General features: G+C 44.8%; 25 protein-coding genes and 1 riboswitch. Of the genes, 12 read left to right on the plus strand and 13 right to left on the minus strand.

Annotated elements, in window-relative coordinates; genetic code table 11:
- Positions 1–44 precede the first annotated feature (44 nt).
- Complete coding sequence (locus ACN0QW_RS00220; protein ID WP_417427706.1) at positions 45–1,295, minus strand: aromatic ring-hydroxylating oxygenase subunit alpha; 1,251 nt, start codon at positions 1,293–1,295, stop codon at positions 45–47.
- A 150-nt stretch (positions 1,296–1,445) separates the two neighbouring features.
- A riboswitch (cobalamin riboswitch) is annotated at positions 1,446–1,685 on the minus strand.
- 162 nt (positions 1,686–1,847) lie between these two features.
- On the opposite strand from ACN0QW_RS00220, the gene ACN0QW_RS00225 reads away from it, so the two are divergent.
- Positions 1,848–2,510 carry an O-methyltransferase gene (locus ACN0QW_RS00225; RefSeq protein WP_417427708.1) on the plus strand — a complete coding sequence of 221 codons (663 nt, stop codon included), beginning with the start codon at positions 1,848–1,850 and terminating at the stop codon, positions 2,508–2,510.
- 4 nt (positions 2,511–2,514) lie between these two features.
- Here ACN0QW_RS00225 and ACN0QW_RS00230 read toward each other — a convergent pair whose 3' ends face one another.
- From ACN0QW_RS00230 to ACN0QW_RS00240, 3 genes are all read right to left on the minus strand, one after another.
- Positions 2,515–3,510, minus strand: coding sequence for an alpha/beta hydrolase (locus ACN0QW_RS00230; RefSeq protein ID WP_417427710.1), 996 nt, complete (start codon positions 3,508–3,510; stop codon positions 2,515–2,517).
- A gap of 28 nt (positions 3,511–3,538) precedes the next feature.
- Entirely contained in the window at positions 3,539–3,703 is a 165-nt protein-coding gene (locus ACN0QW_RS00235) for a DUF3012 domain-containing protein (RefSeq protein WP_082130294.1), read from the minus strand.
- A 140-nt stretch (positions 3,704–3,843) separates the two neighbouring features.
- Positions 3,844–4,800, minus strand: a complete 957-nt coding sequence (locus ACN0QW_RS00240) for a PDR/VanB family oxidoreductase (protein WP_417427713.1) — start codon at positions 4,798–4,800, stop codon at positions 3,844–3,846.
- A gap of 287 nt (positions 4,801–5,087) precedes the next feature.
- Between ACN0QW_RS00240 and ACN0QW_RS00245 the strand changes: the two genes are divergently transcribed.
- The 5 genes from ACN0QW_RS00245 to ACN0QW_RS00265 all read left to right on the plus strand — a co-directional run bounded on the left by ACN0QW_RS00245 (position 5,088) and on the right by ACN0QW_RS00265 (position 11,855).
- A complete protein-coding gene (locus ACN0QW_RS00245) occupies positions 5,088–8,012 on the plus strand; it encodes an intermembrane phospholipid transport protein YdbH family protein (RefSeq protein WP_417427715.1) in 2,925 nt (974 codons plus the stop codon).
- 102 nt (positions 8,013–8,114) lie between these two features.
- Complete coding sequence (locus ACN0QW_RS00250; RefSeq protein WP_417427717.1) at positions 8,115–8,345, plus strand: YnbE family lipoprotein; 231 nt, start codon at positions 8,115–8,117, stop codon at positions 8,343–8,345.
- Positions 8,346–8,370: 25 nt separating this feature from the next.
- The gene (locus tag ACN0QW_RS00255; RefSeq protein ID WP_417427719.1) at positions 8,371–8,706 is read left to right on the plus strand and encodes a YdbL family protein; all 336 of its coding nucleotides are present in this window, start codon (positions 8,371–8,373) and stop codon (positions 8,704–8,706) included.
- A gap of 105 nt (positions 8,707–8,811) precedes the next feature.
- Positions 8,812–9,543: a TSUP family transporter gene (locus ACN0QW_RS00260; protein ID WP_417427721.1), complete on the plus strand. Its 732-nt coding sequence runs from the start codon at positions 8,812–8,814 to the stop codon at positions 9,541–9,543.
- Between the two features lie 128 nt (positions 9,544–9,671).
- Positions 9,672–11,855, plus strand: a complete 2,184-nt coding sequence (locus tag ACN0QW_RS00265; protein WP_417427723.1) for an RNA degradosome polyphosphate kinase — start codon at positions 9,672–9,674, stop codon at positions 11,853–11,855.
- 169 nt (positions 11,856–12,024) lie between these two features.
- On the opposite strand, the gene glpK is transcribed toward ACN0QW_RS00265, so the two are convergent.
- Entirely contained in the window at positions 12,025–13,512 is a 1,488-nt protein-coding gene (gene glpK, locus ACN0QW_RS00270) for a glycerol kinase GlpK (protein ID WP_417427725.1), read from the minus strand.
- 154 nt (positions 13,513–13,666) lie between these two features.
- On the opposite strand from glpK, the gene ACN0QW_RS00275 reads away from it, so the two are divergent.
- The 3 genes from ACN0QW_RS00275 to pyk all read left to right on the plus strand — a co-directional run bounded on the left by ACN0QW_RS00275 (position 13,667) and on the right by pyk (position 17,481).
- Positions 13,667–14,431, plus strand: a complete 765-nt coding sequence (locus ACN0QW_RS00275) for a DeoR/GlpR family DNA-binding transcription regulator (protein ID WP_417427727.1) — start codon at positions 13,667–13,669, stop codon at positions 14,429–14,431.
- 299 nt (positions 14,432–14,730) lie between these two features.
- Complete coding sequence (gap, locus tag ACN0QW_RS00280; protein WP_417427729.1) at positions 14,731–15,738, plus strand: type I glyceraldehyde-3-phosphate dehydrogenase; 1,008 nt, start codon at positions 14,731–14,733, stop codon at positions 15,736–15,738.
- Between the two features lie 300 nt (positions 15,739–16,038).
- On the plus strand, positions 16,039–17,481 hold the full coding sequence (gene pyk / locus ACN0QW_RS00285; protein WP_299371795.1) for a pyruvate kinase: 1,443 nt from the start codon (positions 16,039–16,041) through the stop codon (positions 17,479–17,481).
- 124 nt (positions 17,482–17,605) lie between these two features.
- Here the strand turns inward: pyk and ACN0QW_RS00290 are convergent, their stop codons facing one another.
- Positions 17,606–18,466 (minus strand): MBL fold metallo-hydrolase, encoded by an 861-nt coding sequence (locus ACN0QW_RS00290; protein WP_417427731.1) that lies wholly within the window; start codon positions 18,464–18,466, stop codon positions 17,606–17,608.
- A gap of 321 nt (positions 18,467–18,787) precedes the next feature.
- On the opposite strand from ACN0QW_RS00290, the gene ACN0QW_RS00295 reads away from it, so the two are divergent.
- On the plus strand, positions 18,788–19,999 hold the full coding sequence (locus ACN0QW_RS00295; RefSeq protein WP_417427733.1) for a sensor histidine kinase: 1,212 nt from the start codon (positions 18,788–18,790) through the stop codon (positions 19,997–19,999).
- 8 nt (positions 20,000–20,007) lie between these two features.
- Here the strand turns inward: ACN0QW_RS00295 and ACN0QW_RS00300 are convergent, their stop codons facing one another.
- A complete protein-coding gene (locus ACN0QW_RS00300; RefSeq protein ID WP_417427735.1) occupies positions 20,008–20,184 on the minus strand; it encodes a hypothetical protein in 177 nt (58 codons plus the stop codon).
- Positions 20,185–20,477: 293 nt separating this feature from the next.
- On the opposite strand from ACN0QW_RS00300, the gene ACN0QW_RS00305 reads away from it, so the two are divergent.
- Both ACN0QW_RS00305 and ACN0QW_RS00310 read left to right on the plus strand, forming a co-directional pair.
- A complete protein-coding gene (locus tag ACN0QW_RS00305) occupies positions 20,478–20,930 on the plus strand; it encodes an Hsp20 family protein (protein WP_417427737.1) in 453 nt (150 codons plus the stop codon).
- A 128-nt stretch (positions 20,931–21,058) separates the two neighbouring features.
- Positions 21,059–21,277: a DUF1150 family protein gene (locus ACN0QW_RS00310; protein WP_046504281.1), complete on the plus strand. Its 219-nt coding sequence runs from the start codon at positions 21,059–21,061 to the stop codon at positions 21,275–21,277.
- Between the two features lie 82 nt (positions 21,278–21,359).
- Here the strand turns inward: ACN0QW_RS00310 and ptsN are convergent, their stop codons facing one another.
- The 6 genes from ptsN to lptC all read right to left on the minus strand — a co-directional run bounded on the left by ptsN (position 21,360) and on the right by lptC (position 26,465).
- The gene (gene ptsN, locus ACN0QW_RS00315) at positions 21,360–21,824 is read right to left on the minus strand and encodes a PTS IIA-like nitrogen regulatory protein PtsN (protein ID WP_417427739.1); all 465 of its coding nucleotides are present in this window, start codon (positions 21,822–21,824) and stop codon (positions 21,360–21,362) included.
- Between the two features lie 27 nt (positions 21,825–21,851).
- Positions 21,852–22,421, minus strand: coding sequence for a ribosome hibernation-promoting factor, HPF/YfiA family (gene hpf, locus ACN0QW_RS00320; protein WP_299375078.1), 570 nt, complete (start codon positions 22,419–22,421; stop codon positions 21,852–21,854).
- 207 nt (positions 22,422–22,628) lie between these two features.
- Positions 22,629–24,158: an RNA polymerase factor sigma-54 gene (rpoN, locus tag ACN0QW_RS00325; protein WP_417427742.1), complete on the minus strand. Its 1,530-nt coding sequence runs from the start codon at positions 24,156–24,158 to the stop codon at positions 22,629–22,631.
- An 11-nt stretch (positions 24,159–24,169) separates the two neighbouring features.
- Complete coding sequence (gene lptB, locus ACN0QW_RS00330; RefSeq protein WP_417427744.1) at positions 24,170–24,955, minus strand: LPS export ABC transporter ATP-binding protein; 786 nt, start codon at positions 24,953–24,955, stop codon at positions 24,170–24,172.
- The gene (locus ACN0QW_RS00335; protein ID WP_417427746.1) at positions 24,952–25,764 is read right to left on the minus strand and encodes an LptA/OstA family protein; all 813 of its coding nucleotides are present in this window, start codon (positions 25,762–25,764) and stop codon (positions 24,952–24,954) included. The genes lptB and ACN0QW_RS00335 overlap by 4 nt, the downstream gene beginning before the upstream one ends.
- Positions 25,761–26,465, minus strand: coding sequence for an LPS export ABC transporter periplasmic protein LptC (gene lptC / locus ACN0QW_RS00340; RefSeq protein WP_417427748.1), 705 nt, complete (start codon positions 26,463–26,465; stop codon positions 25,761–25,763). Before lptC ends, ACN0QW_RS00335 begins: the two co-directional genes overlap by 4 nt.
- Positions 26,466–26,469 lie beyond the last annotated feature (4 nt).

Below are 26,469 nucleotides of genomic sequence, written 5' to 3' on the forward strand. Positions count from 1 at the left end.
AGAGAGCGCAGTTGTTGCGCCCTCTTCAGTTTGAAAAGTGATGTTTATTCGCTGGCAGCTAGCTTGAGCTTGGCGGGATCAAACAATTTGCCGAGCATGTGGGCGCTATACCAGTTGATGAAATTGATTACCCCAAACTCGGCACTCTCTGCATAGGGACCGGGTTGGTAAGCTTTTGAGTTGATGCCCAGTTGATTATTTTCGGCCAACTCTCTGTCCTGATGATTGGTGGCGTTCCAAACTTTGGTCATTTTCTCAAGATCGTAATCCACACCTTCGACGGCATCTTCGTGGACAATCCATTTGGTTGTCACCAATGTCTCTTGTGGGCCAACAGGCATTACGCGAAAGACGATTGAATGATCCCCCATGAAATGATTCCAAGTATTGGGCAGGTGCAGCAGGCGCATGGACCCCATATCCGGATCGGTAAAATCACCCATAAGCTTTTGACAGGCGACAGAACCATCCATGGTCATGGAATGAATTCCCTCTGCAAGTGGCATGCGCACAGCGCGGTATTCCAGATTGTGGGGAGTGCTTTCGTGGGCGATACCCAAAGAATCCCAGTCGCTGGATTTTTTTGCGACCAGTGCTTTGAATTCCGGGGTCGCACGGGGGTCATCGGTATTGTCGAATTCAAGAAGTGAATTCAGAAGCTCAGGATGTGAACCGTTGCAATGATAACATTCGCGGTTGTTTTCGATCACCAACTTCCAGTTTGCTTTTTCATTGATGGTGACTTCATGCGCAACTTTGGCTTTGTCCAATGCGTGCGGCCTTAAGAATGGTTCAACGGCTTCTTTAAAGTGATCAAAAGCGGGTGGATTTTCGTCAAGGCAGACAAAAATCATGCCGCCTACAATGCCGATATTTGCTTTCCTAAGGGGGAAGTCTGCGGGGTTGAAACCTTCGCCCATGTTGCCTGCAAACAACAGGTTACCATCAAGATTGTAGGTCCATTGGTGATAGGGACAGACCAGCTTTGCGGTATGGCCTTTTTCTTCCAGACAGACTTTGGATCCGCGATGGCGACAAGTGTTGTATATTGCGTGAATTTCGTTGTTATCGTCCCTGACAATAACCAAGGGATCATCACCGATTGACAGGGTGAAGAAATTTCCTGACTTCGGAATGTCGCAAACAAGGCCAGCAAAAACCCATGATTTCCCAAACACATGTTTCATATCAAGTTGAAAGAATTCCGGGTCGTTATAGAACTCTCGCGGCAGGCTATAATTTTGTTTTTTACTGCGAAGCAGATCAAACATTATGTCGTGGGCTGATACAGTCATCTCTCGGTCCTATCCAACAACAAGCGTTTATCTCAGATATTATTTTCTGAGCGATAAATTCTGACGTGCGATGAGGAAGGGAACAGTATTGTCTCTGGCATGCTTTTACACTGCTTAGAGATCAACAGGTCGTTCCAATCGCCCACCGCGACTTTTAGACTTGCCTCAGGCTGGTTTCCGGGCTCGAGAGGGCCATCTAAGATGGCGGAAATCACATCCTTCCCAGAGTTTATCCAGTGGATAGCTTGTGATCTCTATTCCTCTCCTACCGTTGCGGGGGCAGCGTCGGTTTTGCGCTGTGGTACGTAAGTTTGCGCGGACCGACTTCCCAATTATTTTCATGAAAACAAAGTATTAATTTCATGAAACACCTGGAGGAGTTGTCATTATTAAATTTATTTCTAAAGTTGATTTTATGAAACCATGATCCGTGGTCGCCTTGAAAAGCGACAGACAGATCTACGTTTGCGACACTATAATTTATGCTTGTCGAAATAGGTCGTTACTATGGTAAAAGGTGTCGTGAATATTTGAAAACAATGGATTTTTTTTATGAATTCCCGTCATGTTTCTATTACGGATGAGTTGCAGGAATATCTCATAAGCTTTGGCGGGCGCGAAGATTCCCTTTTGGCCCGGTTGAGAGCGGAAACCCTGCAAATGAGATTCGGTCATATGCAGGTGTGCCCCGAGCAAGGACAGTTCCTGTTCTTTCTGGTGAAGATGCTAAAGGCGCGATCCGTTCTAGAAATTGGTGTTTTCACCGGCTATAGCAGTCTGTGTATGGCCAAGGCATTACCTGATGACGGTGTGCTGCTTGGGCTGGATAATCAAAAGAAATTCACCGACATTGCCGAGGCTTTTTGGCTCGAGGCTGGTGTCGAAGACAAAATCGAACTTCGTCTGTGTGATGCCTTGGCTGAAGTCAGCAGATTACAGGATAAGGGACTTGAATTTGACCTTATTTTTCTTGATGCAGATAAAGAACGATATCCGGAATATTACGAGGCTTGCCTCAAGATTTTGAAGCCGAATGGTTTACTGGTGATTGATAATGTTCTTTGGTATGGGAACGTTGCCAAGCCATCGGTGCAAGAGCCGATTACAGATGCCATTCGTCGATTGAATGAAATTGTGGTCAAAGACAAGCGTGTGGAAATGGTCACGCTTCCCTTTTCGGATGGAATGACACTGGTGCGTAAAAAAGACATCTAAGTGCTTATGTAGATAGATCTTTAAGGGCCTGCACTATTCTGGCAAAGGCTTCAGCTGCCCTTGGGCTGCTGTTGCGGGCACGTAGCCAACCATGCATTAAACCGGGTTCGATAATGGACTTTACCTGAACGCCAGCGGCTTTTAATTTATCTGTGTAATCTGGTCCATCATCTGCCAAGGGGTCAAGCGCTGCTGCACTGATGAAAGCGGCGGGAAGCTTTGAAAAATCGTCAGCCTGAGCCGGAAATATTTTAAAATCTTGCTTGTCTTCTTCGGTAGCTTTGTGTCCGAGATAATAATCGATGAAGTTATCTAAATCAGGCGTGCTGAACAGAGGCGCTTGTGCCTGCGTGGTGCGTGAAGGTAGGTTTTCACTTGTCAGAGCCGGATAAATCAGCAACTGACCTTTGAGAGACGGGGAATTGAAGCCAAGAAGGTTTATATCTCGTGCTCTTAGTGCAACGCTCGCAGCCAGCGAAGCGCCAGCTGAATCTCCCCCGATGATTAAGCAATCACTATCCGCGCCAAAAATTTCCGGATTTTCCGTGATGGCCTGATAGACGGCCCAGCAATCATCTAAAGCTGCTGGATAGACATGCTCAGGGGCCAGGCGGTAATCGACGGCGATAACTTGTACTTTTGTCTGGCTGGCAAGATCAGCCGTAATGGCATCGTGGCTATCCAGATCGCCGAGAACCCAACCGCCCCCATGAAAATACAAGAGAGTTGGGTGTTTTTCAGTCGCATATGGAACCGCTTCATTAACCGTGTCGGTGGAGATCGCTTCAATGGGCCGATAAACCCGGATAGGGATGTCACCTTCCGGGCCTTCGACAGCGCCTTCCAAAACCCTAAGGTTATTGGGGTGAGGGGTATTATAATGCTGACACATCAGATTATAGCCGGCTCTGATATCTTGCAGGTCACTTGTTCCTGGTGTGGAAAAGCTTTCTGAGACAGAGACAAATTCCTGAAGCTCTTTATCCAACCCCTCACTCATAGGCATACCTTTGAAAAATTAAAGTGTCTTAGAGAATACAGTGTTTCGCGAAATCAGTTGCTTCATTCGCGGACCAATCGCCTTTTGGTTTTTCTTTCAGCGCATCACACCATTCCGTGCTGCCAACTTCTGGTGAGCAGGCGCTCAAGCCTGTAATGAAAAGAGCCGCAAGAACAAGTTTTAAATAGGTCATAAATTCCCCCAAAAAAGGTAAAGAGTGGGTAAAAGATTAAACTGCAAACATGATAAGTCAGAAAAACGTTTGATGCTACCTCGTGATTTTACTTAAGGAAAAAAGATCTTTCTTTACAGCATTGTATTAACAAAAAGATATCAAAGGTCTAGGGTCAACGTTGGTGTTTTTGCTCTGGAGCAACACACCATGATGTGTTGATTTTTCTGTTTTTCTGCCTCGGTTAATATCATATCGCGATGGTCCGCTTCGCCATCGATAAGGCCGGTTTCACAGGTGCCGCAGATACCTTCGCAACAAGCATGATCAATAAATATACCGTTTTCTTCCAGAACACTCAGGATGCTTTTATCTACGGGAACTTTTAAGACACGTCCCGTGCTTTGGATGATGACTTCAAAACTGCCATCATCGTCTTTAGGGCCAGTGTCTTCACTCACCGAGAAATGTTCAAACCTAACGCTTTCCTCTGGCCAGGAACAGGTGGCTGATTTTACAGCATCCATCAATCCTGTTGGACCGCAGCAATATATTTGTACATTTGGTTCGGGGCGCCCGAACAGAGCTCGTGTATTGAGGGGGCCGTGTACATCATCATAAGAAAGCACCACATGTTTCGATAGTTCTGTGGATCTCAGCTCGTCGATAAAAGCTGCGCGTTGTTCATCGCGACAGGCGTAATAGAGCTGAAAAGGTTTACCGATGGCTTTCAAACGGCGTGCCATGGACATGATCGGAGTGATCCCAATCCCGCCCGCGATAAGTTTGTAACGCTGTGCTGTTTCATCCAGTGGAAAGTGATTACGGGGTGCAGAGATCTCAATTTCATCACCAACTTTAAAATTATCATGGATCAAACGTGATCCCCCACGACCCTGTTCTTCTTTTTGAATGCCAACGATATATTTGTTCCTTTCTCGCGCAGAGTTCGACAAAGAATATTGTCTGATCACATTGTCGGGCAGGAAAAAATCAATATGTGCTCCGGGATTAAAGGGGGGAAGTGGCTCGCCATCAGGGCTGACGAGTTCATAGGTTTTGATATTGAGGGCTTGATCCTTGATTGCATTAATAACAACCTTGATCCTCTTTGCCATAGCCTCACTTGCTCCTGCAATATTCGTAATCTAGTTATATGTCTGTTTATTTAGGTGTGTCTTTTGGCGGTAGAGTACAATATACAATATTGATTGACTGTAACGTGTTCCTAATTAAGTATTTGTTTATATGGATGATTTCGATTTTATCATTATTGTTCACGATTCTAGCGTGCAAATGAATAGAAACTTTCTTCCCGTGCCTCCTGTGTTAATCTGATCGCATGAATACAGGAAAAAATAGATTGAGAACGTGGGGGCGCAGGCTCTTGTGGTTTGGGGCAGTGATGCTTTTGATCATTGGTTCCGCAATCTATTATCGCCTCCCACTTGCTCAGTATCTATTAGATCAAGTTGCAGACAATTTGGCATTACCCGGCTTTTCTGCCGAGGTTTCTGAAGTATCTCATCGTGAAGTGATTATACAGAATGTGGTTGTCGGAATTGAGAACGAGGTTATCCTTGACCGTCTTGTTTTATCCTACGATCTGACTGATTTGTGGCAAGGTGGCGAGCTGGCTGTTGACTTGGATCGTTTATTCCTGTCGCTTGATGTGACAGGACAACAGCCTGTTTTAGGATCTTTAGACAGTTTGTTCGCGGGTGACGAGCAAGGAGAATCTCAATCTTCCCTGCCGATACTCCCCTTTAAGCCTGCGCTTAAAATCAATAACAGTCGACTTCAAATTACGACTGAACTTGGGGTGGCACAGTTACCCTTTGCTGTCGAAGTTATGGGACATTCGGAAGATGATGTTCAAGGATGGATAAGCTTCGAAGGCGGATATCTGGCTGACTATGAACCGGAAGAATTTTATCTAGGGGCGATCTTTTCTAGTTCTGATTTGCAAATAGACTGGGATGTTAAGTGGCAGAAAATCGGTGTTTCAGGCGAAGGCGCCGCCTCTTTCTTTCTGGATGATCCCGGCCTGAACTGGAATGTTTTTGGGGATATAACGGGTAATATACCAAAAGCTTTTTTGCCGCCTGAGGTTGAAGATACTCGGATGACGGTTAATCTGGATGGTGTCGGACAGATTGACGTGGGGGAGAACCAATCTTCAAAGTGGCGTGAAGCAATTAATCCGCTGTTGCTAAATTTGGGTCAGGCAACGGTTGATTTGACGTCAGATGTTTGGGGTGAAGGTCGGCTGGTTTCAGGGGCTGAATTTAATGGAAAGGTGCCGTTGAAGCTTATCCAAAAAGGCCCGGAGACCAAAATTCACCTCAGAGATGTCGGGCAATTTAATGTAGCAAATTTGTCTACAGATGAAATCACGCCCTCTGCAATAAAAAAAATGTTCGGCTCGTCTTTGTCGGGGGAAATCGATCCTGCTGAAACTGAACTCATCTTTATTTTGAATGATGAACGACCTGTCGCAGGTAAAATAGGTGTGGCACTCCGCGGAGAAACACCTGTTGAGGTCACGTCTTTGTCGCAGGTAACGGGGAGTGTCGGCCAAGGGTATGATCAAGTACGACTTGATAACGCGGTTCTTGATGTCAGGGGCAAAGGATTAGAGCTTGCCGGATATAAAATATCTGATGGGTCATTAGCCGCGACTGTATCACAAGATACCACTGAGAGTTGGCGAGGTGATTGGCAAGTCAAAACAGGAGAAGTTGATAATACTCAATCTGAAGGACAGGCTGATTATCTGATCAAGGTGGTGCAAGGGGCAGCACAAGGGAGTTTTGGCTTAGATAAGAGTAAGTTGATCTTTACAGCAGATGGAGGGCAATTTGAGCTTGTAAAGTTCGAAGTTCCGGACGTTATCCAAACTCAGGCCAAAGAGGTTGTCTATTTATCAAACATCGAGAGTGAATTCCAAATTCTTTCAGATGAAACAGAAAATGTTGTGGAACTCAGGAAAGCCTCCGGTGACTTACACCTTAAAGCTCTTAAGCTCAATCTGATCAAAGAAAACAAAGATATCGTTGTTTCTAATTTTTTGACTAAGATTCTAGGAAGTGCGGGGGGCAAGTGGCATATCGGGACAACGATATCTGAAATTAAATTACCAGATCAAAAGCTAAAGATCAGCTCCGTTCGTAATGATGTCTCTACGCCATTTTTCCAACCTGCGAATGACTTTGATGTTCAGGAACTTATCCTTGATAGCCGATCAGAAGCGAACATCAAACAGGAAGATTCTGAACTTGGTTTACCCGCATTGTTCGTTAAGAGTAAGACATCAGGTTCCCTAGCAAAGACGGCTTTATCTGCTGATGTAAAACTTCTTGAGGGAACGCAATTGTTAAATCTTGAAGGCAATCTGGATTTAATCTCTCTTAATGGAAACATTGATATCGTTATCCCACTGATTTCATTTGATGAATATGGTATGCAGCCGAAATTTTTTACCCCCCACTTATCTGATCTGAAGGTTCGTGATGGTTCGGTTTCTGGCGGTGTTGAGGTGGTGATCAAAAAAGGTGTCCCTGAGGGGCAGGGGTATTTGAATGTGGATCTATCTGATGCAGAAATTAACGAACTTCCTTTTAAAGATTTAGTTGGACGGTTTTTCTTTCAGGGTATAACAGAACCCGTTTTACCGCCTGGGCAGAAGCTTGAGATTGCTTCTTTTGATGCCGGGGTTCCAATCTCGGATATTGAACTGGTGTTTGGTGTTGTGCCTGAAGTAGATGATTTTATCGTTGATCTTCGGACTGCCGAGTTAATGATTGCTGGTGGTCATCTTGGTTTTGTTCCTCAAAAAATTCCGGTTCTTGCAGATCAAAAATCAATACGGTTGCAGGTTAATAAGTTGGACTTAAAAGAACTTTTTACATTAATTGGGCGCGAAGATCTTAGTGGTACGGGGCAGTTAACAGGCGAAATCCCAATTAAATTTGAGGGAGAGCAAATTATTATTGAAAAGGGAGCCTTGGCAACAGAAGGGCCAGGTGTATTACAAATACGTTCCCAATTAATTGCGGATGCTTTGGCCGCCGGCGGCGAACAGGTTGAACTATTGGTGAAGGCTTTGCACAACTTTGAATACACTAAGCTCACGCTGGATATTAATAAGCCTATCAATTCCGCCGCTCAGGTGAGCCTTGGCATTAGTGGTGCAAATAAAGATGTTCTCGACGGGCATCCTTTCCAATTGAATATCAATCTTGAAACAAAGGTTGAGCCTTTGCTTGCTGTTCTTTTACAGGGGCAAAAAATTTCGAGGGGTTTGGTCTCTGGGTTGCTTAATAAGTAGGTCGTAAGGCTATTTGAAATGATGCCGAATTTGCAAAGAGGGTTAAAAATGCCTTTCCCTTGCCTTATTTCAGTGACTATTGTTGGGAAGATTTAATGTTTAATGGCAGAGGATAACGCCTTGGGTGGCCTTCTGAATGAAAATATAAACAAGCAGCTTGTTCTTGTTACCGCGGTTGTAATAGGGCTTCAGGCTTGTACGCCAACTGTTAAGGTCGAGGCACCGAGAGAGCCGATTACGATCAACCTTAATATCAAGTTGGATGCTGAAGTACGTGTTCGTCTGGAAGATCAGGCGAAAGATGACATCAATAATAATCCAAATCTCTTCTAGATTGCCGGTGGAGGAAACTGAAACAATGGTTTTGAATAGCATGAAAATGTTGAGAGTTCTGTTTCTGGCTTTTGCGTTTGCATCCGTCATTCCAGCAGCTTGGGCTGCTGATCTTGATAGTTTGCGCAGTTCGGGGGCTGTCGGTGAACGGTATGATGGTATGGCTGTTGCGCGTGATGGCTCCGCATCTGATTTTGTGTCTGCGACAAATGCAAAACGCACGCAGATCTATCAAGAGCGCGCAAACAAAGAAGGTGTTAGTGTCAAACAGGTCGGCATGGTTTATGCCAAGCAGATTATGAGTAAAGCCCCAAGTGGAACCTGGTTCCAGGCAGAAGACGGTTCCTGGGTGCAGAAATAAATGTATCTAGGCTTAAGTATTTAATATCGTTGTAAAATCCCGCTATTTGAGCGGGGTTTTTTCTTTGATTGAACAGGCGTATCCTTTTTAATGTGATTAATTAAGATGGTTCTCTTTGTTTATTTATTAGTTGGAATATCATCGTTCTTTTTGGTGATTGTTCCGATCTCGGGCGGGATAGTTCTTAATCCCTTATTGTCCCTGATCGTTGACCCCCATACGGCGATTAGTGTCACCGTGTTCTTCTTCATGATTAATAGTGGCATCAAAGCCATAATCTTTCGTAATGATATTATGCTGAAATATGTGATTGAAATGCTTCCAGTTTCAATTGTTGCGGCAATTATCGGTACATATGTTGTTGGCTTGTTCTCTGAAATGTTTTTGTATGTGTTGATGTTTTTGATGACATTATTCTTTGCATCAAAAAAATTGTTTCCAGCCTTATTTAAAAGTAGTGGCAGTGTCGAAAAGACTCATAGCGGTTCTATAATAACAAGCTTAATGTCAGGTTTTATGCAGGGTGTCGGTTTGGGGGGCGGTGGTTCTTTAAGAAAGATATATTTCTTATCAAATAATCTGTCACTGCAACAAATGCACGGCACAACGTCTGCTCTTAGCGTCATGTTGGGGACTGTTTCAACGTTTATTCGCTTAGAAACCGATCAGGTCACAACGGAAATATTGTTACCTGTATTATATTTAATACCTATAATGGTGGTCTCAATTATTTATGGGAAAAAAATACTCATTAAATTAAGTGATCGTACATCTGATGTTATTATTAAAATTACGTTGTCTCTAACTCTTTTATTCGTCGCATTTAAATTAATTTAATGGTGATTCGTCTGTCGAATGGGTCTTAAAAATATAATGTCAGATTCCTTTGCTTAATCTGACATGAAACTGAAACCTGGCCTTGTTAAGGCAATCAATCTGATTGTGTAAAAGGTTAGGAATTTACGATGGATGATCTGGCTGTTGACCTTCCGGATGCGACCCCCGAAGACTGTGAAACGAACACTGATCATCCCGGTTGTGATTGGCTGACTACAAAATCACCTAAGCGTTTCATTAATCGTGAACTGTCGTGGCTAGCGTTCAATTTTAGAGTGCTGGAAGAAGCGAGTAATCCGGAACATCCGCTATTAGAGCGCTTACGCTTTGCATCGATTTCTGCAAGTAATCTTGACGAATTTTATATGGTTCGTGTGGCGGGGTTGATGGGGCAGGTTGCTGCGGGTGTTACCAAGCTTAGTCAGGACGGTTTGACGCCTGCTGAACAATTACAGAAAATTTCTATCCAAGCCGGACGCTTGATGCAACAACAGCAGGTTGCGCTAGAAGATGTATTTACAAAGCTTAGATCCAAGAACCTTTTCCTTTTAAATCCAGATGAGTTGAAGGGGGATGAAAAAGAATGGCTGACGTCATGGTTTCAGACCCAGGTTTTCCCCGCGCTGACACCTTTGGCGGTTGATCCTGCCCACCCGTTTCCTTTTATTCCCAATAGGGGACTGGTTCTGGCCCTAGAGCTTTCTAGGCAACAAGATAACCACCTGATTAACGGTCTTGTGCCTATTCCTCACAATATCCAACGGTTTGTTAAGTTACCAGGTATGCAAGATCGTTTCATTGCCTTGGAGAATGTTATCCGAATGTTTATGGATACCTTATTCCCGGGTTTTGAGCTTTTGGGGAATGGTCTTTTCCGTATCTTGCGGGATTCTGATGTTGAGGTCGACGAGGAAGCGGAAGACTTGGTTCGAACGTTTGAAACCATGTTACGCCGTCGGCGTCGTGGTTCTGTGATCAGACTTCAGGTTGATGCTTCAATGCCGGAAAGCTTGCGTGCATTTGTCACAAAGCATCACGTTGTCAATGAGAATGATGTTTTTGTTTTGCCGGGTATGTTGGGTATTTCTGATGTGTCTCAGATGATCGTTTCTTCACGGCATGAATTGTTATTTGAAAGCTATACACCCCGCTTTCCGGAACGAATCAAGGATTTTGGGGGGGATTGTTTTGCTGCGATCCGGGCAAAAGATTTTATTGTTCACCATCCCTATGAAAGTTTTGATGTTGTGGTGCAGTTTGTGAAACAGGCTGCGCGTGATCCAAAGGTTGTTGCCATCAAACAAACACTTTACCGCACATCAAATCAGTCACCGATTGTTCGGGCATTAATTGATGCTGCAGAAGCGGGAAAGTCTGTTACCGCGCTGGTTGAATTGAAGGCACGGTTTGACGAGGCAGCCAATATTCGTTGGGCTCGTGACCTGGAACGTGCAGGTGTTCAAGTGGTTTACGGCTTTGTTGATCTGAAAACCCATTCCAAGTTGTCGATGGTTGTGCGACGTGATGGGGATGGGATGAAAACCTATGTTCATTTTGGAACGGGCAACTACCACCCGATTAATGCAAAAATCTATACTGATCTCAGCTTTTTTACCTGTAATGAAGAGCTGGCACGGGATGCGGCCTGTCTTTTTAATTTTACGACAGGATCGGCCGCACCAAAGGAGATGGAGAAGCTGGAATATGCCCCAAATACCTTGCGCCAGAGGATAAAAAAAGAGATTGCAGCTGAAATAAAACACGCCAATGAAGGAAAACCCGCAGCGATCTGGATCAAGGTTAACAGTCTTGTTGATACAGATATTATTGATGCGCTTTATGTGGCCAGTAACGCCGGAGTACAAATTGAAATTGTGGCCCGGGGTATTTGCTGTTTGAAGGCGGGTATCGCAGGCTTGTCAGAAAATATACAGGTACGCAGTGTCATCGGACGCTTCTTGGAACATAGTCGTATTTTTTGTTTTGGGAATGGTCACGATCTGCCATCACCAGATGCCAAAGTGTATATATCCTCGGCAGATTTAATGCCGCGAAACTTGGATCGTCGGGTCGAGGTGATGGTGCCGATCGAAAATGATACGGTAAAGCGTCAGGTATTGGATCAGGTAATGTTTGCCAATCTACAAGATGAAGCCCAGAGCTGGATTATGCAGGCGGATACAACTTTTAAACGAGTAGAGCCTGCCGGGGTTGGTTTCAGTGCGCATAACTTCTTTATGACGAACCCCAGCTTATCTGGACGTGGTAAGGCGCTTAAAAAGAGTATGGGTAAAAAGCGCCGTAAAAAATAGTGCCTTCAATGCGGTCGGTATTTCACGAGCGCAATATATTAGATTGAAGAAGTCATAACAAAAAACGGAACAATGATGTTCCGTTTTTTGTTGTTTCGTAAATGGTAGATTTATGCCGAGATTAACCATGGTTAAGGCCACAGTTGCACGCTTTATTTTGATATCTGGATTATTGATATCTGGTTTTCTTGATTGCGAGATCCCAACCCTCAAGGTTTTGTTTTCTGGTTGCGCCATCCATTTCTGGTGTAAAGCTTCGATCCAACGTCCAGTTTTCTTTAATATCTTCGAGTGATTTATAAATGCCGTGTTGAAGCCCTGCAAGATAGGCTGCGCCCAGTGCAGTGGTTTCTGGGACGGCAGGTCTGTCCACTTCCAAATTTAGTGTATCGGAAAGGAATTGCATGACCCAGTTGTTGGCAACCATGCCACCATCAACCTTCAGGGCTTTGGGCTTGATCCCGTCGTCTGCCATCGCCTCAAAAAGATCTCTGGTCTGATAACAAACCGCTTCCAATGTTGCTCGGACGATTTCTTCTGGTCCGCTGTCTCTTGTCAGCCCATAGATGGAGCCGCGGGCATGGGGATCCCAATAAGGGGCGCCAAGCCCCGTAAAGGCTGGAACAAGGTAAACGCCTTTGTTATCCGGAAGGCTTTTGGCAATCGCTTCAGTTTCGGATGCTGATTCAATTATTTTAAGGCCGTCGCGAAGCCATTGTACTGCTGCGCCGGACATAAAAATTGCGCCTTCTAAAGCATAGGATGTTTTGCCATTAATCCTATATCCAATAGTGGTGAGTAGCCGATTCTTTGAGGACAGAGGTTTTTCGCCTGTGTTCAGCAAAACAAAACAACCTGTGCCATAGGTGCTTTTGATATCCCCTGCATCATAACAGGTTTGGCCAAAACTTGCAGCTTGTTGATCGCCTGCAATGCCCTGTATTGGAATGGGAACTCCAAATATATCAGCGTTTGTTGTGCCGAAATCGGCTGCAGAATCTTTTACTTCTGGTAGGAGAGAAGCAGGAATATTGAACAATGCCAAAAGTTCATCATCCCATTTGAGGTCATGAATATTATAGAGCATAGTTCTAGAGGCATTTGTCACATCTGTTGCGTGCACTTTACCATTGGTTAAGCGCCAAAGCAGGAAACTATCAACGGTACCAAAGGCGAGTTCGCCACGGTTTGCTTTTTCACGAGCCCCTTCGATATTGTCTAAAACCCAGGCAACTTTTGTTGCAGAAAAATAGGGGTCGAGTAAAAGGCCCGTTTTGGCGGTTACTTTGTCTTCGTGATTTTGCTCTTTCAGTTTTGAACATAGTTCCGCTGTACGACGATCTTGCCAGACGATTGCATTGTAGATCGGCAACCCGGTTGATCTGTCCCAGATAACGGTTGTTTCCCGTTGATTGGTAATGCCGATGGTGACGACGTTTGCACCTTTTTCTTGTGCTGACTTAAGGACCTCGCGCGATACCTCAAGTGTTGAGGTCCAAATAGCCTCGGGATCATGCTCGACCCATCCGTCGTTTGGGAAAATTTGAGGAAATTCCTGTTGCGATGTTGCAAGGTTGTTGCCTTTGACATCAAAGATAATTGCCCGGCTGCTTGTTGTGCCCTGATCTATTGAAAGAATGTGTTGGTTTTCGCTCATTCCGGCTTCCCTTTTGACTCCCCTTGGAATTTGATCTTTACTTTCGTATGTTCGTTTATGAAAGTAAAGTGAACATCGGTTCCTTTTTTGTTAGAAATTGGGTAAAAGGGGCCAAGTGCTGATAAAAGCGCGAATTTGTTAGTGGGGAATGCAGATGAATCTGGAAAAACTTAGCCGTCGTCAAAGGCAGATTCTTGAATTGGCGAAGAATAATGGCTTCGTATCTATTGATTCAATGGCACAGGATTTTTCTGTAACAACCCAAACAATTCGGCGGGATATAAATGAGCTTTGTGATGCGAAGCTGCTGAACCGCTTTCATGGCGGAGCAAGTTTTAGTTCTTCTGTCCTTAATCTCGACTATACACAGCGTCAGGGAATTAACGCGCAGGAAAAAGAAGGTATTGCGCAACTTGTGGCGCGTGAGATTCCGAACAATGCATCGCTATTTATCAATATGGGGACGACAAACGAAAGCGTTGCCCAAGCTTTGATGGGACACACAGGGTTACGTGTCATTACAAACAGCTTGAGTGTTGCGCATATTATGAGTCCGAATCCCAGCTTTGAAATTATTGTTGCTGGCGGCGTGGTCAGAAATGTCGATCGAAGCATCATTGGTGAGGCGACAATTGATTTCTTTCGACAGTTTCGTGCCGATTTTGGCGTAATCGCTGTTGGTGGTATCGATGAAGACGGCAGTCTGCTGGATTACGATTATGGTGGTGTTCGAGTTTCTCAAACAATTATAGAAAACGCACGTCATACTCTGCTTGTTGCTGATAGCAGTAAATACGGTCGTAATGCGTTGGTTCGCTTAGGGCATTTATCTCAGATTGATACATTGGTTACGGATAGTATGCCGACCGAGCCCTTGTCTTCCATTATCAAATCGCTGGATCTGGAAGTTCTTTGTTAGAACCGGATTCTATCGAATTTTTGTAACTGAACATTCATAATTGCTGCTCAATTTTAGCTGATCATTCCTTGTTGTGCTGAAAAATAAATATTCACTTTCTTGGCGGTTTCTTGTAATCCATTGTTTTTAAATAATTATTTTTGATATCTGGTTTCGAGGTAATTAAAATTATCTCTCTTTGCGTTCAAAGTTAGTGTCATAAAATATTCACTTTAGAAAAATATAACTTGCGTTTATGTTCAAAAATGAACATTTTGTCATCAAGAGTTATAGATAATGAAGTCCCTGAGGAGCAAATAATGGCGGTTCGCGTAGCAATTAATGGTTTTGGTCGTATTGGCCGACTTGTGTTGAGGGCCATCGTTGAATCAGGTCGTGATGATATCGAGGTCGTTGCTATCAATGACTTGGCATCTGCTCAGGCCAATGCTCACCTTCTCAAATATGACTCAGTACACGGTACGCTTCGTAAAGATATCAAAGCTGACGACAATGCTTTGATCATTGAGGGAAAACGTATTGCTGCTTTGTCAGAACGTAATCCTGCTGATTTGCCATGGGGTGAGTTGGGGGTTGATGTTGCGCTTGAATGCACCGGACTGTTTACAGATCGCGAAAAAGCCTCTCTTCATCTGAAAGCTGGCGCGAAGAAAGTATTGATTTCTGCGCCAGGCAAAAACGCTGATCTAACCGTCGTTTACGGTGTGAATCACGACAAGATCGCACCGGAACATACCATTGTTTCTAATGCATCCTGTACGACAAACTGTCTGGCACCTGTTGCCCATGTTCTTAACCAGTTGGTTGGCTTGGAAGAAGGTTTTGTTACGACTGTTCACGCCTATACGGGTGATCAGAACACCGTTGATACCATGCATTCTGACCTTCGTCGGGCCAGAGCAGCGGCTCTTTCCATGATCCCGACATCCACGGGTGCGGCCCGTGCTGTTGGTCTTGTTCTACCAGAACTTGATGGCAAGTTAGATGGCACAGCCGTTCGTGTTCCGACAGCAAATGTTTCCATGATTGACCTTGTCTTTACAGCGGGAAGAAAGACAACTGCCGAAGAAATTAATGCAGCAATGATTGCCGCTTCCGAAGGTGCTCTCAAAGGTGTTTTAGAAACTAATGATGAGCCGTTGGTTTCAATAGATTTTAACCACTCTCCTGCCAGTTCGACTTTTGACCTGACGCAAACCCAACTTGTTGGTGATCGTTTGGTCCGTGTCTTGAGCTGGTATGATAACGAGTGGGGGTTCTCCAACCGTATGGTTGACACTGCTGTCGCCCTGGGGCTTAGCCTCTAGGTCTACTTGATCAGGAGAGAGTAGAGGGCTCTCTCCTGATCTTTTTTTGTCCTGATATCTTTTGTTGATGACAAGAAAATCAGTGTTTTGCAGAGAAAAAATAAATAGAAAAAATCGGCACGAATTGGCGTGCCGTTTTCTGTATTCTGGTCCTAAGCTCGGATTTGAGGATACAATGCAAGGGCTTCGTTGATCGAGACAAAACTGTCGTCGTTGAGCCAAGCTTTTGTAATAGAAAACTGATAAGACAGATAAAACAGGATATAATCCTGAAATAAACACAATGAAAAGGTTCCTGACATGAAACGTAAGCGTCTTTGTAAGATTGTAGCGACACTTGGCCCTGCCAGTTCGGATAAGGAGACTATTACGGCGCTGTTCGAAGCAGGTGTTGATACTTTCCGTCTCAATTTCAGCCATGGGACGCACGAAGATCACAAAGAACGTTACGATCTGATCCGCGAAGTTGAAAAAGAAGCAGGTCGTCCAATTGCTGTTTTAATGGATCTTCAGGGGCCAAAATTACGTGTCGGTCGTTTTGTGAATGATTCAGCTGAATTGGTTAATGGCTCGACTTTCAAACTGGATATGAAAGACGAGCTTGGGGATGCCAAGCGCGCAACCCTACCACACAAAGAAATTTTTGATGCACTCGAAGTTGGAACAGATCTGTTGCTGGATGATGGTCGGATCCGGTTACGCGTTACAGGGCTAAGTGGCACAGAGGCAACAACCGAAGTTGTTGTCGGCGGTGTGTTGTCAAACAATAAAGGTGTGAATGTCCCTGGTGTTGTTTTACCTTTGTCAGCCCTTACCGAAAAAGACTTGCTAGATATGGAGTTTGGCCTGGAACTTGGCTGTGACTGGTGTGCCTTGTCCTTTGTTCAGCGTCCAGAAGACGTGATGGAGGCACGCAAGCTTGTTAATGGGCGTGCTGGCGTTATGGCTAAGCTGGAAAAACCATCTGCGATTGAACAACTGGAAGCGATTGTTGAGTTGACCGATGCTGTTATGGTTGCGCGTGGAGATCTGGGGGTCGAGCTACCACCGGAAAATGTGCCTGTTTTACAAAAACGTATCATCGGAACTTGCCGCGAACACGGAAAACCCGTGATTGTGGCAACGCAGATGTTGGAAACAATGGTTTCCGCACCGACACCGACGAGAGCTGAGGCATCTGATGTGGCCACAGCCGTTTATGACGGAGCAGATGCTGTGATGCTTTCAGCAGAATCAGCTAGCGGAGCTTATCCTCTTGAGGCGGTGACGATGATGAACCGCATCATTGAAACAATTGAGCAGGATCCGCTCTACCTTAAACTGGTACATGCAGATGAAATCCTGCCTAATCCAACAGAAGCGGATGCAATCAGTGATGCCGCACGTCATGTTGCCGATTTGGTTGATGCAAAAGCGATTGTCACCTTCACGACAACGGGGAGTACGGCTTTCAGGGCAGCACGTGGGCGCCCTAATACACCTCTGTTAGGATTGACTCCTGATTTACGGGTCGCGAGAAAGATGGCCTTGGTCTGGGGTGTTCATTCTGTGAATACACGTGACGTTAGCAGTTTTGGTGAAATGGTTGGTAAATCAACCCGTATCGCCCGCCGTGAAGGTTTTTGTGAAAATGGTGATAAAGTTGTCGTGACAGCAGGAGTTCCTTTTGGCACGCCTGGCGCGACAAACAATCTTCGTATTGCTACAGTAGGCCAGCATGAAAAGCCTGACCCTACGTCGTGATCTTAATGCTGCATTGATAATGAAAAAGCAGCCTAATGGCTGCTTTTTCATTATGTGCTTATCATCTAGCAGTACAGATGGTTCATTCCTGTTGCAGCCTGATTTGTTTGCAGAGTACTCTTGGCTAAAGCTTGTTAAGGGGGATTTTCAAATATCTATCACCGTCTTCTTCTTGCGGTGGTAGATCCCCGGCACGCATGTTCACCTGGATCGAAGGGATTAAAAGTGCGGGCATGGCGAGTTGTTTGTCGCGTTCAGTGCGCATCTTTATGAACGCGTCTCTTGTAACCCCTTTGTGTACATGTAGGTTCTTGGCCTGTTGTTCTTTGACCGTACTTTCCCATGCAATTTGACGACCATTCGGGGCATAGTCATGACAAGTGTAGAGTTTTGTATTTTCGTCTAGGGATAAAATTTTCTTGATTGAATCGTATAGCTGACCAGCATCGCCCCCCGGAAAATCTGTGCGTGCGGTGCCAAAATCAGGCATGAACAGGGTATCCCCAACAAAGGCATTGTCATCTATTAGATAGGTAACACAAGCTGGTGTGTGGCCAGGGGTGTGGATGACTTTGCAGATAGTGTTGCCAAGTAGAAACTCTTCGTTATCTTCAAACAGATGGTCAAATTGCTGTCCGTCAGTGTTGAAACCTGATTCTGCATTATAGATTGTTTTAAACGTTTTCTGAATTTCAGGGATGTGATTGCCAACAGCAATTTTTCCGCCCACATTTTTTTTAATAAAAGGGGCTGCACTCAAGTGATCTGCATGTACGTGAGTTTCAAGAATCCACTGACAGGTCAGCTTCTGTTTTGTAAGAAAATCAACGATTTTTTGTGCGCTTTGTGTGGATGTTCGTCCAGAGCTGGCATCAAAATCAAGGGCAGTATCTATCACAGCGCATTTTTTTGTTTTTATGTCCCAGACAAGATAGGAAACTGTGTTACTTGCGTCGTGAAAGAAAGCTTCAATTTTTACTGGCATACCTACCTCCATTTTGAAAAAGGATAACATCATCCTTTATAAAATAGGTAGCTCTGTTTATGTTCAAAGTACTTTTTAATAATGAGGCGCCTTCCTGAAGATTAACAGAAAGATATAGGGTTCGAGGCTGTAAGGGGTGTTTTTATCTGAGGCTTTTTAGAGTGTGAAGAATTTAGTCATCGACCGTTAATTTCAGGATGCTAAAAATACTTATTTTTAATGGTTTTATAACCCTCAACGGATATTCTTTGTTTACGAAGGTAATTAGGCTCCTGTCTGGGTATTTGGATAGTTAGCTATTTTGTGGTTCAGGAAGACCTTGTGTTGCAGCATGATATAAAGAAATCGCGAATTATTATTGTTGGTGATGATGAAGTCTTTTGCAAAGATATTTGCGTTTCGCTTAACGATGCTGGCTTTTCTGTCGTCGTTGTATCTGAGGAATTTGATCCTGAAGCTCTGATTAAGCCTGATCTTTTTTTGTTTTCCGCCAGTTCATTGAGCGGAAAACTAAGACAAAAACTTACCAACTATAAATCGTTATCTTGGACTCAACGTTGCCCCATCATCTGTATCTCTGATGATAGCTTGTATGCGGGGGGACAATCGGCATCTTCTTTGTTTGATGATTTGATTATTTTCCCCCGTGATATTGACCGCTTAGGGCTGAGTTGCCAAACTCTGCTCAGTATTTCTTATGAGCGCTCAAAGCTTGAAGCTGAATTAGCTAAGAAAACGCAAAAGGCCGATCTTGCTCTCGTCCTGTTGAAGCAGGCTGAGCGAAAAATCTTAGAGCAAAACCCAGCGCTTCCAGAGGAAACGAAAGAGAACAATAATATTATTGCAGATATGAGCCATGAATTGCGGACGCCATTAAATGCGATTTTAGGGTTTTCTGAAATTATGAAGCAAGAGAGATTTGGGTCCCTTGGGCATGATAAATACCTTGGTTATGCTGATGATATCCATAATGCGAGCAGGCATTTACTAGGTATTGTGAATGATGTCCTAGATCTGGCAAAAAAAGAATCTAGCGAAGAGAATCTCGAGATAACTGAAGTTTCTGCTCGCGATGCTGTGAATGAAACTCTTCGTCTCATGGCGTTACTGGCAGAAGAATCCGGTATTGAACTTTCTGCGAATATCCCGGATGAATTTCCCAATTTGAAAACGGATGAACGACGATTTAAGCAAGTTTTGACAAATTTGCTATCTAACGCCGTTAAGTTTACCCGTCGCGGGGGGCGCGTTAGTGTTGAGGGGCAGTACGACACGAAAAACGGCGCTGTTTTAATGGTTATTCGTGATAATGGTATCGGTATGTCCCCGGAAGAACTGGCCTTGGCTCTGTCGCCTTATGGGCAGGTATTAGAAGCGCAAACGCATACTCATATTCGAGGAACAGGTTTGGGGTTGCCCGTTTCAAAGAGGTCAATCGAGGCGTTGGGGGGCGATTTTTCCATTACCAGTGAGCCCGGCCTTGGAACCGCGATAACGTTGCGTTTCCCACCTGATTTGGTTGTGCACAAATAACTTATTCGTTAATGCTCTTTTTTATTTGCTGCACCAGATATCTTTGATTGTAGCTTGAGATTTTTTAGCTCTTCCTGCTTTCGTTTTTCATCGTGCTCAGCTTTTACTTGAGCAATTGAACGTAAGGGCTTGGCTAAATAGGGACTTGAGGCAACTGATAACGAGCTTTTCATCATGTTATCCACAGAGTTTTCCACAACATGTGGTGTTGAGTATGTGTAGGTATACACAATTTACGGTGATTTGGGAAGGTGTTAAATCTTGAGTAGTTATTTGTTTCAGGGGTATTCGCTTTGAGTGTGTTTTGTGAGGCGTGCGCTTTTAACAAGGCAGATTTTGTCTGTTGGTCTTGACCTGTGGGGCGGAAGACCCCAATTATATTCCTGTGATGCTGCTATAGCGGGTTACTTGATTAGGTCTACTGGTTGCCATTCGGGGCCACAATATGAATGAGCCTTGCTCTTTCGAGGAGGTATAGTTGTCTAGATTATCTTTATTTAATAGTCCGTTGATGCTTGGGTTTGAACAATTTGAGCAGGCTGTGGATATGATTTCCAAAACTGCGTCAGATGGATACCCTCCATACAACGTTGAAAAAGTAAGCGAGAATAAAATACGCATTACGCTTGCTGTTGCAGGGTTTTCCCAAGAAGATATGCTGGTGCAGATTGAAAACAATCAGCTTGTTATTAAAGGGAAAGCAAAATCAGATGATGACAAAGAATATCTTCATCGTGGAATTGCAGCCCGACAGTTCAGGCGCGCATTTGTTTTAGCCGAAGGAATCGAAGTCTTGGATGCAAAGCTTGAAAACGGGCTTTTGCATGTTGATTTGGAACAACCCCTACAAAACATTGCCATTCGTAGTATTGAGATTCAAACAAACAATGAAAAGTCGTCAGCAACCGTAATCGAAGATAAAAAAAGTTAGATTTCTGAAGCAATAAAGAGTGTAAGAAATATTACTGATTGATGGTTCCTTAAGAATAGGGAACTATAGTAGGCATAATTTTGCAGTTCGGGTCATTGAACTGTTGCCGTTAAAGTTGGAAAAGAGTGATGATGATTAAGCAAGTAATATCAGAATTGATGACAGATCAGGATATGACTGCATTAGGACTGGAAATTGTGGCCTATGTAAAGCCCGTTGAAGTCGAGGGTGATGCTTGCTTTGGTATTTACGCAGCTGATGGAACAGAGATTACAGTCGTGAGTGACAGGGATGTCGCTTTTGCCGCTGTTCGTCAGCAAGATCTTGAGCCGTTAAGCGTGCACTAAGACTCTGGGAAAATAACGAATTCGTAAAAAAGGCTCCGAAATTCGGAGCCTTTTATATTTTGTGCTAAAGAACTCTTACCCTTTAGGCTGCATGGCTTGTTGCTGTGGCACTCAGAAGTGCATAAATGCCATCATTACTTTCTGTCCCACGAAGTTTCTCGCATGTCGATGCGTTCCGTAAGAAGCGCGATACACGTGCAAGCGCTTTGAGATGGTCAGCACCAGCTGTCTCCGGAGCAAGAAGAAGGCAGATAAGATCTACGGGCTGCTCGTCAATTGAATCGAAATCAATCGGGCGTTCCAGCTTTACAAAAAAGCCGTAGAGCTTATTCAGATTTGGTAGTTTGCCATGCGGGATGGCAATGCCTTGACCAATACCAGTCGTGCCAAGCTTCTCTCTTTCGATGAGAACTTCGAAAATATCTCGTTCTTCTGTTCCGGTGATCTCAGATGCACGCTTGGCAACTTCTTGAAGAAATTGCTTTTTACTGTTGACTTTCATGTCAGCAGCTACGGCATCTGGGCCGATAAGGTCGGTTAGTTCCATTACATGTAGTCTTTGGTTATTCGCGTCTTAGCTTTTTGATGGGTCAACCCAGCCAATGTTTCCATCCGAGCGACGGTAAATCATATTCAGACCACCGTGTTTGCTGTTACGGAACATCATGGCTGGAAGATCTTCCAAATCCATACGCATAACAGCTAATCCGGCTGTTAGAGTTGGGATTTCTGTTGCCATCTCTGCAACGATCAAAGGACTGTCTTCGACTTCCTCTTGGTGATCTTCTTTTTCTTCTTCGCTCGACAAGATGTAGTGCTGAGCGTGAGTCGCCTCTTTCCCGCCTTCTGCGTGGTCATCGCGAAGTTTACGTTTGTGACGGCGCAGGCGTTTGGATAAACGCTCGGCAGCCAAATCAAATGCAGGATATGGTTCTCCTGCTTCGCCATTTGCTTCTAGGCGAATATTTTTACCTACATGTGCAACAATAGTCGCACGATACAGGTAAGCATTTTTGGACATGGTGACATTTACATCAATGGCATCACCAAAATACTTATCCAAAGTAGCGGAAAGATTCTCTTCTATATGAGTGCGCAGCGCGTCGCCAACGTCGAGCTGCTTGCCTTTAACGGAAAGCTGCATGTGAACAAATTCTCTGAATTGTTAAGGGGGTTAGCGTAATGGCCATATGTGCCAGTCAAGCCCCGCTATCTGGGGCGGCACCATAGTGACGTCGTTTATCGGAGTCAAGGATAGTAGGTTGAACCATATTTTCCTCCCGTAGTGATACACGACATAAGTAGTATACATAGTCTTTTGGAATAAGTCGATTTTGTTACGCGAAAAAAATCAAAAAGAGAGCTTTTTTTCACGCCTTCTTTGCACGGAGGAAGGGATTCCCAAGGCTTCGCGATATTTTGCGACAGTACGTCGCGCGATGTCGATTCCTTCGGCCTTTAGTTTGGTTACCAAGGCATCATCAGACAGGATTTTTTTCGAATCTTCCTGATTAATCAGGTTTTTAATGCGATCCCTAACAGCCTCGGATGAATGGGCGTCGCCGTTTCCACCGCTAATTGATGAGGTAAAGAAGTACTTCATTTCAAAGGTCCCGCGCGGCGTCACCATATATTTATTAGAGGTAACACGGCTGACTGTTGATTCATGCATTTCAATGACTTCAGCTATATCTTTTAGGGTCAGGGGTTTCAGAGCCTGTACACCTTTTTGTAGAAAGCCGTCTTGTTGGCTTACAATTTCGGTCGCGACTTTGAGAACGGTTGTCGCCCGTTGGTGCAGAGCCTTGATAAGCCAGTTTGCGGACTGTAGCTGTTCAGATATATATGATTTATCTTCTTTTGTACGTGCCAGGTCTGAAACCGTTCCGTGATACCTGTTGTTGAGCAAAACTTTAGGTAAAGCATCGTTATTGAGTTCAATACGCCATCCACCAGCGTTATCAGATTTAATGATAACTTCAGGGATCACAGTCTCGACATCGCTGGTGTCAAAGGCGGCGGCGGGGCGAGGATTTAGGGCACGAATCTCCGCGATCATATCGGTTATGTCTTCTTCGTCGACTCCGCAAACTTCTTTCAAGGCTTTAAGGTCACGCTTGGCAAGTAATTCCAAGTTATCAAGCAAGGCCTGTATCGCAGGGTCTAAACGGTTTCGTTCCGCAAGTTGGATTGCAAGGCATTCACCGAGATCTCGCGCGCAGATGCCAACAGGGTCAAATGTTTGTAGTGTTCTTAGGACAGATTCAACTTGATCTAGCGGGCATCCTAGTTGGTCCGCTATTTCATCAAGTGGGGCTTTCATATAGCCTGCTTCATCAACATGATCGATGAGGTGAACGCCGATCAGGCGTTCGGTTGGTTTATTAACTTCCATCTGTAATTGCTCACGTAGATGGCCACGGAGCGTTACATTTTCTTGTAACCTGTTCTCAAGAGAAAATTCTGCGTCATCAAACCGGGTGTTGCCACCTGCCCCCCAACTGGAAAAAGCCGTATCTTGATCGTTCCATTGATTGTCCGGGCTGCTGTCGTAATAATTATCGAAATCATTATCCAGTGGTGTTTGGTTGTTGTCGGGCAAGGTTTCCGCGTTTGAAAGCTCTAAAGAGTCTGGCTGCTGGTTTTCATTTTCAGACGGCGCAGCGGCTGCGGAATGGAGGTCATTGGAATCTGTATCGACGAGGGCTGAGTTTTGGGTGCCGTCATCCCGGTCTAAAAGAGGGTTTTGTTCGACCTCTTGTTGGACGTAGTCAGCGAGCTCTAGGTTTGACAATTGCAGCAGTTTTATTGCCTGTTGCAATTGTGGGGTCATGACGAGGCTTTGACTTTGCCTCAGCTCTAGTCTTTGCGAAATTGCCATAGGTATAACCCTTAAAGGCTAAACCTTTCTCCTAGGTAAACGCGACGAACATCATCATTGTTTACAATTTCGTCTGGTGTACCTTCCATAAGCACCATTCCATCGTGAATAATGTACGCTCGGTCAACAATATCAAGGGTTTCCCGAACATTGTGATCTGTGATTAACACGCCAATACCGCGGTCTTTAAGGTGCATGACAAGATCGCGAATATCACCAACCGCAATTGGATCAATACCAGCTAATGGTTCATCCAGCAGAATGAAGCTTGGGTCTGAGGCAAGGGCGCGGGCAATCTCAACACGTCTTCTTTCGCCCCCAGAAAGAGCAATTGCAGGTGTGTTGCGTAAGTGAGTGATTGAGAATTCAGCAAGCAGGCTGTCCAGTTTTGCTTCTCTTTTGCTGCGAACTGATTCAACAACTTCTAGAACACCGCGAATGTTTTGCTCGACGGTTAGGCCTCTAAAAATAGATGCTTCTTGTGGAAGGTATCCAATTCCCATACGTGACCTGCGATACATAGGAAGATCGGTGATATCTTGATTGTCCAGAGTAACCCAACCGGAATCAGGAGAAAGAAGTCCGGTGATGATGTAGAAACTGGTTGTTTTCCCTGCACCATTAGGGCCAAGCAGTCCGACGACTTCACCGCGTTGTACACGCATTGTAACAGCGCGAAGCACTGGCCGTTTTTTAAAGCTTTTACCAATGTTTGTTGCCATCAAGCCTTGGTTGTCTGCAACAAGAGATGGTTTGGAACCGCTTTCTTTAATAGCGGATTGTTGCTTGTCGGTCATGGTTTTTTCTTTTTGCTTGATGGTAGGATGAGGCCTTGGACAGGTTTACCACTTTTACTGACAAGCTTACTTACGCCTGTTGCCAGATTAAACTGTGCTTCATCCCCATTCATCTGGTTCTCGCCCTGCGTTATTTTTACGTTTCCGATCAGATTGGCTAGTTCTCGTTTAACGAAATAAATGCCTTTGTCGCCAGTAGCGTACTCTGTCTTTGTTGCAACCCGCACATCGCCATGTGCGTCTATACGCTCAATTTCTAGCTGGTTGTCCGCATCACGAACGAAATGAGCTGTTAGAACGTTTCCGTGAACACGTTTATCTTCTCGAATTGCTATTGCGTTGCCGCGTGCGACAGCAAGTTGTTTTGTTTCCCAATACTCAAGGCTGTCTCGGGCTGTAATTGTGTCTGCGCCACTTATCATCCGAAGGTTTTGCCCCGTGAGAACCATGACTTGTTTGTCGATGTCATAGACGCCGTTATCGCCATAGGCGGTTTCGCCAGGGGACACAATCTTGACGTTCCCGACAGCATCGACACGGTAAATTTCTGTGCCACCTTCAGCGCCCTCTCTGTAATGGGCGATAAGTTGGTCACCAAAAACTTCTAACTCACCTTGTGCAGCACGGGCATTTCCGCTTGCGACGTATTGTTTAAGATCTCTGCGCCATTCTATGCCTTCGTCAGCATTGATTTCCAGCGGGACATTACTGTCGCCAAGACCTTCTGTCAGGCCCTGCGCCATGGAAATATTGCTTTGGGAGGTCGATATGCTGAAAATCAAAGCCAGAATTGCTATTAAACGGGTCATTTTTTCAGGGCCTCCTGAGCCCCAGGAAGGATGATCAGCTTGCTTTTGCCAGTAAAGGTTATGCGTTTGCCGCGATCGGTAATGACAAAGCCTTCGGCATTTATTGTGCCGGCTGGTCCGTGACCTTGTACGGGCATTTGCCCGTAAGCAGACCCGGCCTTTGCGTCAAACATGGCTTCTTCTGTCACAATTTCAAAGCCTTGGTCTTGGAAAATATTTACTTGGCCATTCAAGTTCAAGTATTTCGCATCCCTATCGTACATACCTGTTTGTGCCGAAAGGGCAAGCCATGTGCCGTCTTCGAGTGTAATATCGGCTTTGGGGAGGGTTAGGAAAATTTCGCTCTCACGTTCACTGGATTGTTCTGCCAAGTCAGCAATGATCGTGTAGGGTTGATTTTTCTCGTCGAGACCCAGGTACTTGGGGTTCAGTGCGCTTAGGGTATCGGGAGTGCTCGATTCCAAGATGCTGTTACCAATGGCAGTTCCCTCTGTAATTACCTGTTCTTCCAGTTGTGGCCATACAATAACCAGAAGAACGAGAACAACAGCAAAGAAAGGAAGGGTAACTTTCGCAATGCTGACAAAGGCGCTGTAGGCATTACCCCCAGAAAAGCTTGGCGGCTTTACGGGTGTCGCAAGCTCTGTTTCGTTCTGCGGTGCAGTGCTTTTTTCGTTGTTGAATCTGGCGGGCGAGCTCATTCCG

Origin of the sequence: Kiloniella sp., from assembly GCF_048259265.1 — a bacterium.
Classification (GTDB): Bacteria; Pseudomonadota; Alphaproteobacteria; order Kiloniellales; family Kiloniellaceae; genus Kiloniella.